Annotated in this window: 7 protein-coding genes and 2 pseudogenes; 6 read left to right on the top strand and 3 right to left on the bottom strand. The window is 67.6% G+C overall.

Annotated features, from left to right (window positions below):
* Positions 1-133 precede the first annotated feature (133 nt).
* Both ACFVFQ_RS37850 and ACFVFQ_RS37845 read right to left on the bottom strand, forming a co-directional pair.
* Complete coding sequence (locus ACFVFQ_RS37850; RefSeq protein WP_383425177.1) at positions 134-1,144, bottom strand: YdcF family protein; 1,011 nt, start codon at positions 1,142-1,144, stop codon at positions 134-136.
* A gap of 147 nt (positions 1,145-1,291) precedes the next feature.
* Positions 1,292-1,744, bottom strand: a complete 453-nt coding sequence (locus tag ACFVFQ_RS37845) for a hypothetical protein (protein WP_383425175.1) — start codon at positions 1,742-1,744, stop codon at positions 1,292-1,294.
* A gap of 668 nt (positions 1,745-2,412) precedes the next feature.
* On the opposite strand from ACFVFQ_RS37845, the gene ACFVFQ_RS37840 reads away from it, so the two are divergent.
* The 5 genes and pseudogenes from ACFVFQ_RS37840 to ACFVFQ_RS37820 all read left to right on the top strand — a co-directional run bounded on the left by ACFVFQ_RS37840 (position 2,413) and on the right by ACFVFQ_RS37820 (position 6,435).
* Complete coding sequence (locus ACFVFQ_RS37840; RefSeq protein ID WP_383425173.1) at positions 2,413-3,564, top strand: tyrosine-type recombinase/integrase; 1,152 nt, start codon at positions 2,413-2,415, stop codon at positions 3,562-3,564.
* On the top strand, positions 3,561-3,827 hold the full coding sequence (locus tag ACFVFQ_RS37835) for a hypothetical protein (protein WP_383425171.1): 267 nt from the start codon (positions 3,561-3,563) through the stop codon (positions 3,825-3,827). The genes ACFVFQ_RS37840 and ACFVFQ_RS37835 overlap by 4 nt, the downstream gene beginning before the upstream one ends.
* 145 nt (positions 3,828-3,972) lie before the next feature.
* Complete coding sequence (locus tag ACFVFQ_RS37830; protein WP_383425168.1) at positions 3,973-4,383, top strand: hypothetical protein; 411 nt, start codon at positions 3,973-3,975, stop codon at positions 4,381-4,383.
* Positions 4,275-5,216 (top strand): annotated as a pseudogene (locus ACFVFQ_RS37825) (tyrosine-type recombinase/integrase); the annotation flags it as partial. The gene ACFVFQ_RS37830 and the pseudogene ACFVFQ_RS37825, both read left to right, overlap by 109 nt.
* 427 nt (positions 5,217-5,643) lie before the next feature.
* Positions 5,644-6,435: a DUF6262 family protein gene (locus ACFVFQ_RS37820; protein ID WP_383425181.1), complete on the top strand. Its 792-nt coding sequence runs from the start codon at positions 5,644-5,646 to the stop codon at positions 6,433-6,435.
* A gap of 286 nt (positions 6,436-6,721) precedes the next feature.
* On the opposite strand, the gene purB is transcribed toward ACFVFQ_RS37820, so the two are convergent.
* A complete protein-coding gene (gene purB / locus ACFVFQ_RS37815) occupies positions 6,722-8,155 on the bottom strand; it encodes an adenylosuccinate lyase (protein WP_383425179.1) in 1,434 nt (477 codons plus the stop codon).
* Positions 8,156-8,450: 295 nt separating this feature from the next.
* Between purB and ACFVFQ_RS37810 the strand changes: the two are divergent.
* Positions 8,451-9,239, top strand: a pseudogene (locus ACFVFQ_RS37810) (transposase); the annotation flags it as partial.
* Positions 9,240-9,335 lie beyond the last annotated feature (96 nt).

Below are 9,335 nucleotides of genomic sequence, written 5' to 3'. Positions count from 1 at the left end.
GGACGTGAGACATCCCGCTCAACAGTCCGAGAGCCTCGCCTGTTACGGGCCACCAACCATCCCCCGATCAGTGGCCGAGTTGAAGAAGTTCACTGACGCAGCAATCCCTCTGCCGGCCGCTGTCCGTGCCGGCTCACCGGGTGAGTCCGGCGGCCACCGCCAAGGCGGTCAACGCGGCGCAGATGCACAAGTTGACCGTCCTGTGTTCCCAGAACACGGCGACGAACTCGCGGATGGTGGCGCTGGGCCAGAAGTACCTCGCGGTCGGAGAACCGAGCACCTGACCGTTGACCCCAGCCCGGCGGGCCGTCATAGCGGCGCGAAAGGCGTGGAAGTTGTTGGTCACGACCACGCAGCGGTAGTCGGCCTTGCCGGTGGTCATGATCTCGTGGCTGAAGTGAAGGTTCTCGTCAGTGGTACAGGAGCGGTTCTCCTCCTGGACGTGCTCGACCGGGGCACCGTGCTGGATGAGCCAGCGTGACATCGCTGTGGCCTCGGGCAGCTTCTCGTCCGAGCCCTGGCCACCGGAGGCAAGCAGAATCGGTGCCGGGCCGCCACGCGCGATCTGCGCATCATGGATGTCCAGGCCCTTGCGCAGGCGGGAAGCCAGCAGCGGAGACACACGCTCTCCGCCGATCAGACCGGACCCCAGCATGACCACGAAGTCCACGTTGCCCCGGACTTTGATCCGCCCGTAGAGGACGGCGTAGGCGAGGAAGCAGAGGAACAGGAAGGAGACATAGCCGGAGAGCAGGAGCACAGCAAGAACGAACGCTTGATACGCGGGCGAAACATTGATGCGGGCCACGGACTGCACAAGAAGGATCATGCCGAGGAGTGCCACGCCTAGCAGGCCAGAGAGCAGATTGGCCGGGCGGCGCCCCTCCTTCTTGATCATGGCGAGCCCGTTTGCGACCAGAAAGCCGCCGAGCGCCACCACGCCGAAGGCGGGGACCAGGAAGACCAGCGTGTAGATCATCATGGCCGGGCCGTCGGGCAAGTGGCGAGCCTGTAGGAGAAGGGCGATCGAAAGACTGATCAGAGTTAGCCCGAAAAGGACCGCGTTGCGGAAACGCCGACGGTCCTCCCGAACACTGAGACAGAAAAGAACGAGGAAGAGAGCGGTGGGGACGAAAGTGAGCATCGGTTCCTTGCTGATCGGTCGATCGGCTCAGCCGTGGGCTGAGCCCGTCATGGCGGATGGTGGGGATCTCGTAAGGCGTGACCGGCGAACCGGAAGCGCGGTGCCCCGGATAGATCACAACGCCCCGGGACGCGATGACTTCCGGCCTCAGCGTTGTTTGTTGCTGCCGATCCAGTCCTGGTTAATCTGCCACGCATACAGAGTGGATCCGTTGGTGTAGGCGTAGTACAGGCCGCAGCGGGCGGTCGCCTTCCCCGCCGCGTCGTGGGGGAACCACTTCGCCTCGATCTCCGGAGCCGGAGCGTCCAGCTCCTTGGCCGGCTTGCAGACCGACGGCAGCCTGCCGTCTTTGAGCGTGGCTTTCACCAGACGCTCGCCGCCGGTGGTCTTCATCGCGTACTGAATCGAGGAGGCGTCGTCCGGGAGCCAGCGCGGGACAGAGCTGCGTTCTTTCTTCGCCTCGGCGCCACTCGCATACGAAGCGGCCTCATTGTGCCGTTTATCGATCCACTCCTTGGCCACCGGAACGACGACGGCTGTGGCGACGCCCAGCGTTACGACGACTCCGGCGGTGACCATGACGACAGACTTACCAGCCATGCTCTGCTTCCTCTTGGTTTAGGTCATTTACTCCTTTTCATCCTGCACCAGACGAGACATGAAACCATCAGTCCGGCGTACCCATCTGGGCGTCCTTCTTAAGTCGTACAGCCTGTGTGGTGAGGTAGGCCAGGTTGCTCTCGACGGAGAAACTCGACCCAGCTGACGGCGGGCGTGCAAAGCTCCCCATAGGTCTAAAACTGAGGATCATCGTTGGCACCTGGGTCTCCGGTCTCTACGGCGAGCGCCATGTTGAAGTCCGGCCCCGCCGAGCCGCTTGACCGGGAGGCCAAGCGGCGCTTGCCGTCATACGTCACGTCGAGGTAGTCGCCGGGAACGTCGCCATGTCTGCCGGTACTTCGGGGTCTCCCGGCAGGTGTACTACATCTGGTACCGCCGTTACCAAGCCGAAGGGTGTCGAGGGCCTGCGCACGTGCTCCAGGGCGCCGACGGCGTCGCCGAACGCGACGCACGTCGAGGTCTTCAACGACAAGCTGCGCGAGTGGGAGGACTACTACTTTACCAACCGTAGTTTGTGCTGTTCGTGATGTCTGTTCGAGCCTGTGGCGTGGACGTCATCGGCTTGTTTACGGACCGGGTTCAGGACGTTCGTCATGTTCTGGAGTCGGTACGGAGGACGAGTGGTACGGCACCTTGTGGTCGGGGACTTGAGGGTCCAGCGAATCGAGCGGAAGGGCGGACGAAGGTCGTGGACGATTGTCTGGCCGGAGGGCACGCTCCACGCCGAAGCGGACCGGTTCCTGCGCGTCCATGACGGCTCCGGCACGCAGAAGACCTACGCGTACTACCTGGTGGACCATCTGAGGTGGCTGGAGCGCGAGTGCCTGACCTTCGCCACGGTCCAACTGCGCGACTTGGAACGGTACGTGGGCATCGTCGGCGCCGAGATCCATATGCCGCTCGGGGAGCCGTGGCGGGTGGGCAAGCACCCCTACGGCCGGTCCGCGCTGTCGATTGCGGCGTCCTGCCTGAAGGGCTTCTACCTGCACCAAGCCTCCCTCGGCGTCAACGTGGACCTCGGCGAGAAGCTCGACGGCACGCGGCTGCCCTCGCGGGTGGACCGTCACCGCTCGATGCTCGGACACGTAAAGTCCGCGATGCCGGCGAACCCGCTCGCGCCGAAAGGCCCGCACCGCAGGCACCCGAAGATGCTGCCCGACGGGTCCAGGGAAAAGCTGCTGGAGGCGGTGAACTCGGCCCGGGACCGGATGGTGGTGACCTGGCTGGCCGACGGCGGGCTTCGGATCGGCGAGATGTGCGGGCTGCACCTGGTCGACCTGCACCTACGGGAGAACGCGGCCTGCAACGAGTGCCGCAGCCCTCACCTGCATGTCTGCCACCGGCCGGAGAACCCCAACCGGGCCGAGGCCAAGACCAAGCACTCCTGGCAGGTCGAACACGGCACGGTCACCGGCGGGCTGATCAAGCGGGTCAGCCCGGAGATGGTGCACACCTACTTCGAGTACCTCACCAGCGAGTACCCGCGCGGCGCCCGACACGGCACGCTCCTGGTCCAACTGCACGGCGCCCGCGTCGGACAGCCGTGGGCGCCGGTCGGGGCCCGTCGGATGCTCGGCCGGGCCGGGAAACGCGCCGGGCTCGGGCTGGTGAAACCCCATGCCTTCCGGCACACGTTCACCTCCGCGGTCCTCGACGCTGCCGACGGCAACCTGCTGATAGCCCGGGACGCCGGCGGCTGGGCCTCGGCCGCCACGGTCGACGAGGTCTACGGCCACGTCGACCTCCATGACCCTGCGTTCAACGCCGCCCTGCGCACGGTCTGGGGTGAGCCGAAGTGACCGTGACAACCCTGCTGCCGCAGCATGACACCCGCGCTGGCCGGGACCGGCTGGAGGTCCTCACCGCGCTGATCAACGCGCCCTCCTTCGACCCGCTGTTCCGCCCGGGCGTCATCACGATCCCGCCCGATCACCCCGTCTACCGCTGGAACTGCCTGGTCACGGACTGCGAGCGGACCACGATGGGCCACGGCGACCTGTGCTCGGCCCAGGAGATGCACTGGCGGGGCTGTCCTGCCCAGTCAGTGGGGCAACCGCTATGAACGCACCGGCCGGCCCACTCCGGTCGAGTATGCGGACGAGCCGGCCTTCCGCCGGTGGTGCACGACGGCCGCGGCGGTGCTGCGGCCCGCGCAGGTCAATCTCCGGGGCCTGCACCCGCTGCTGCGAGCCGAGATCCAGTGGGGCATGTTCTGGCATACCCAACGACCTCACGGCCGCTGGGAGTCGGCCCCGCTGCAGCGGCTGGCGAACTACGGCCGCGCACACGGCCTGCGCTCCTTGACCGACCTGGACTGGGATGACACGGACCAGCGCAGGGCGGTCACCCGTGAGGACGTCTACATCGCCCAAGCCATCGCCGGCGCCCTGCATCCTCTCTACGTGACGCCGGACGAGACACGCGAACTCGGCTACGTCCTCACCGAGCACTTCGGCCGAAAGCTCACCGGCTGCGCGATCCGCATCGACCTCACTGGCGTCTCCCAGCGATGGCTGCGCGACCTGATCTGGGATCACCTGGTCGCGATCCTGCGCTCTCCCAGCTGCCCGCGCAGCGGGGGCACGTCGACGACATGCGCCGAGCCGGTCTGGAGCTGAGCACCTTCCTGGAACTCCACACTCCCGCCGGCGGCCACGACCCGCGGGTGCTGACGGCCGAGCACATGCACCAGTTCGTCGCCGACCAGCGGCAACGCGAGCGGGACGGCCTCGTCTCGCTCGCGGCGAGAGGCGTCCACGGCAAGCCATCGATCGTGACCGCCAACACCCGACAGCGCGTCTTCCACCGCACCCGGCGGCTCCTGCGCGGGGCCCTGGAGTCGGGGGAGGCCGAACGCCTCGGCCTGAACCGGGGCTTCATCGCCGCCATGCCCGCACCGGGGCGGATGGTCAGCCGCGCTCGGCCGCCGTTCGCCGACGGCGTCGCCCGCGCGCTCGCCGATGAGACCAACCTGCTCAGACGCGCAGAGACCTACGACCCATTCGACCGCGGCCTGCGGGATGCCTGGGAGACCATCATCGTCACCGGCCGCCGTTGCAGCGAGGTACTCAAACTCCGCCTGGACTGCCTCGGCCGCTATGGCGGACTCCCCATGCTCTGGCACGACCAGACCAAGGTCGGCAACTACGACCAGGCACTGAGGATCCCCGAACGGGTCCACCAGCTCCTGCAGGACCGCCAGCGCAAGACCCTCGCCTTGTTCGAGACCCGGAACAACCGGCCTCCCACCGCAGAGGAACGCACCAGGATGGCGCTGTTCCCCACGAACCAGCGCAACCGCAATGGACGCACGCCGCTGTCCTACAACTGGTTCCACAAGGGCTTCAAGCCCTGGATCGACGAGCTCGACATTGGCCGGTGGGTCCCTCACCATGCTCGCCACTCGCTGGCCACCAGCCTGCTGCGGGCTGGCGCGACCCTGACCCACGTCCGCCGATACCTCGGCCACGTCTCCGAGCGGATGGCCGAGCACTACATCCACCTGACCCAGTCCGACCTGGAGGACGTCCTCCAGCACGTCTGGGTCTCCGGCCCCGGCACCGCCAACCCCGGAGAACTTCTCACCGAGCCGACGACTCCACTCACCCGCGAGCAGGCCCAGAGCCTCGCGATCGACCTGTCCCGCCGCAGCACCCCCGCCGAAGGCGGATTCTGCACCTTCCAGCCCGTCGTCGACGGCGGCGCCTGCCCCTGGAACCTCGACTGTCACAACTGCGACAAGTTCGTCCTGTCCGGCGCCGACCTCCTCTACTGGCAGCGCAAGCGCGAACAGTGGCGGCTCCTTGCAGAAGGCGCCCCCGACGACGCCACCGCCGACTACCTCCACCGCTACTTCGAGCCGACCGCCCGCGCCATCGATGGCCTGGAGAAGGCCCTCGCCGGCCTTGGCCTCCTCGACGACGCAACGACGCACTCGCCTTGGACCTGCGCAAACCCCAGGACTACTTCCACCGCGTGTGGTCCACTGCCTTCCGCGCATCCGACCTCGCTCACGCAGGCGGCGCCGAACCAGACGAGTACAGCGATACGTGCACAGCCGAGGACACCGACCCCGAGCAGGACGTCGCATGAACACCGTCCCCGAACCTCGCACTGCTGCTGCCCTGGCAGCCCGCCGCAGCAAGACCGACACGGCTCTACTACTAGTCCGCGAGGTCATCGCCCGTCTCCAGCGCGAAAAGGCCCAGGTCAGCGTCGCCGCTGTCGCCCGGCGGGCGAACGTCTCACGCACCTTCCTCTATGGCAACCCCGAGGCCCGGGCCGCCATCGCCACGGCGATAACCGAGGCAGGTGATCGCCGGACCCGGATGCTCGTCGAACAGGACGACGAGCGCGAGGCGACCTGGCGCGAGCGCGCGTTGAACACCGAGGAGGCGCTCAAGGCTGCCCAGGCTGAGATCCTCACCCAGCGCACCCGAATCGGTGAACTCCTCGGCCAGATCAGGGACTTGCAAGCCGAGTGGACCGAGGAGGCCGTCCAGCGGATCACCACGGAGAACACCACCCTCAAACAAAGGGTCCGGCAGCTGACCGCTGACAACCGCACCCTCGACGAGCGACTCAAAGCCGCCCGCTCCAACCTCCGCTTCCAAGACCGGCGCGTCGCTGATCTCGAAGCGCGTCTCACTGGGCCGGAACCGCCGGCCTGATCACATCCCGCTGGCATCTCATGGCCCGTCCACCGTCCCGGTGGACGGGCCATCGCACGAGCCCTCGCGACGAGTTACGGCAACGACCCCATCTCATCGTCACGAACATGTAGTCTATGAATCGCCGCAGTTCAGAGCAGGTGCACGAGCTCCTGTGGTCGGTAAATACTACAACTACCATCGCCCTCATGGCGGCCTCGGCGGCCAGACCCCTACGAACGCCTCAAGCAGAAGACGCAGCCCACGGCCCCGGGGTAAACGATCCACCTCAGTCCACAGGCCCCGGTCAGAGGATGGCGCCCGGCGCGTAGGCGGCGGCCTCGGGGTGCCGCTTGGTGATCTCCTCGATGCGGGCGACCACCGTCGCCACCTGGTCGCCGGCCGCGCCGGTGAAGGAGAGCTTGTCGGCCATCAGCTCGGCCAACTGCGCCTGGTCCAGCGGGATCCGGGCGTCCGCGGCCAGCTTGTCCAGCAGCTCGTTGCGCTCCGCGCCCTGCTCCCGCATGGCCAGCGCCGAGGCGACCGCGTTCTCCTTGATCGCCTCGTGCGCCTCCTCGCGGCCGACGCCGGCGCGCACGGCGCCCATCAGCACCTTGGTCGTGGCGAGGAAGGGGAGGTAGCGGTCCAGTTCGCGGGCGACGACGGCGGGGAAGGCGCCGAACTCGTCGAGCACCGTCAGGAAGGTCTCCAGCAGACCGTCCAGCGCGAAGAAGGAGTCGGGGAGCGCGACGCGGCGGACCACGGAGCAGGACACATCGCCCTCGTTCCACTGGTCGCCGGCCAGCTCGCCGGCCATCGAGGCGTAGCCGCGCAGGATCACCATCAGGCCGTTGACGCGCTCGCAGGAGCGGGTGTTCATCTTGTGCGGCATCGCCGAGGAGCCGACCTGGCCGGGCTTGAAGCCCTCGGTCACCAGCTCGTGCCCGGCCATCAGCCGGATCGTCTTGGCCAGCGACGACGGCGCGGCGGCGAGCTGCACCAGCGCGGTCACCACCTCGTAGTCCAGGGACCGCGGGTAGACCTGGCCGACGGAGCTGAACGCCTGGCCGAAGCCGAGGTGGGCGGCGATTCGCTGCTCCAGCTCGGCCAGCTTCGCGGCGTCCCCGCCGAGCAGGTCGAGCATGTCCTGGGCGGTGCCGACCGGGCCCTTGATGCCGCGCAGCGGGTAACGGGAGAGCAGTTCCTCGACCCGCCCGAAGGCGACCAGCAGTTCGTCCGCGGCGGTCGCGAAGCGCTTACCGAGCGTCGTGGCCTGCGCGGCGACGTTGTGTGAGCGACCGGCCATGACCAGCTCGGCGTGCTGGGCGGCCAGCGAACCGAGGCGCGCCAGCACCGCGACCGTGCGGTCCCGCACCAGCTCCAGCGACAGCCGGACCTGGAGCTGCTCGACGTTCTCGGTCAGGTCCCGGGAGGTCATGCCCTTGTGGATCTGCTCGTGCCCGGCCAGGGCGTTGAACTCCTCGATCCGGGCCTTGACGTCGTGCCGGGTGACCTTCTCCCGCTCGGCGATCGAGGCCAGGTCGACGGTGTCCAGCACTCGCTCGTAGTCGGCCAGCGCCGCCTCGGGGACGGCCACGCCCAGGTCCTTCTGGGCGCGCAGCACCGCCAGCCACAGCTTCCGCTCCAGCTTGACCTTGTACTCGGGGGACCACAGCACGGCCAGCTCCGCGGAGGCGTAGCGGCCGGCCAGGACATTGGGGATGCGAGGCTTCGCAGACACAGCAGTCACATGGCCAGAGTCTACTGGCGGTATAGCTGGCCAAGCAGTCGGGAGTGCCTCTGGCGAGCGAAACTGCTGGTAGAGCTGCATTTGCACGCTGGAGGTGCCTTCGCCAGACCCCGTTCCTCCGAGTTGGAACCGGACCTCGCCGGACCGTAGGGAGGGTTTAGCTTGGCGTTTAACCTCGCCTGTCACCCGACCTGCTGAGATCTGCTGGTTTCGGGGGCACGTGACGCGGCCGTCCCTGACGCTTCGAGATGTTGAGTAACGGAGCGTGAAGGAACGGCTGCTGAGTATGAGTGTCCCTGCCGATGCCCCCGCCGTCGAGGCACTTGAGGCGTTGTCCCGCTTTCGGGTTGAGTTCTACGACTGTCTCTACACTCGCGCGGATGCGCTCTTCGAGCTCAGCGACACCGTGCTGTGTGCGGACGGCCCGGTGACATCGCTGGTCGAACTGTCCTTGGCGGCCGAGCATCGGCGTGGGCACGGGGCGATGTACGACGCGGTCAATCACGGTTGGCTGGAGCCGCGCCGCCTGCGTCGGCTGCTGGCCTCCACGCCGTTGCCGCGTGCGGCCGACGGGCGGATCGTGCTCGCGGTGGACGTGAGCAACTGGCTGTGTCCCGACGCCCCCACCAGCCCTAACCTGCTGTTCTGCCACGTCTACGGGCGGGGTCGCAGCGCAGATCAGTTCATCCCCGGCTGGCCCTACTCCTTCGTCGCCGCGCTGGAGACGGGACGCACATCCTGGACGGCCGTGCTGGACGCGATCCGGCTGGGGCCAGCCGACGACGCCACCGCGGTGACCGCCAGGCAACTACGCGAGGTGGTCACCCGTCTCGTGCGCGCCAGGCAGTGGCGGCCGGGCGATGCGGACATCCTCATCGTGATGGACACCGGCTACGACGTCACCCGCCTCGCCTACGTCCTGGCCGATCTGCCTGTGGAGTTGGTCGGCCGGCTGCGGTCGGACCGGGTGATGCTCCGCGACGCCGGCCCGCGCCGTTCCACCCCGCGCGGCGGGCAGCCCCGCAAGCACGGCGGGGTCCTCACCTTCGCCAAACCGGAGACCTGGCACACTCCCGTGTCTCTCCCCTCGTAGCGTGGAGTCCGTGATTGCAGGGGAAGTTGAGTTTCATGGGGTCCAAGCAACGGACGTATACACCTGAGTTTCGTGAGG

It is taken from the genome of Streptomyces sp. NPDC057743 (assembly GCF_042798755.1).
GTDB lineage: Bacteria > Actinomycetota > Actinomycetes > Streptomycetales > Streptomycetaceae > Streptomyces.
Note: the sequence above shows the minus strand (reverse complement) of the source record. Positions and strands in the feature narration are given on the sequence as shown.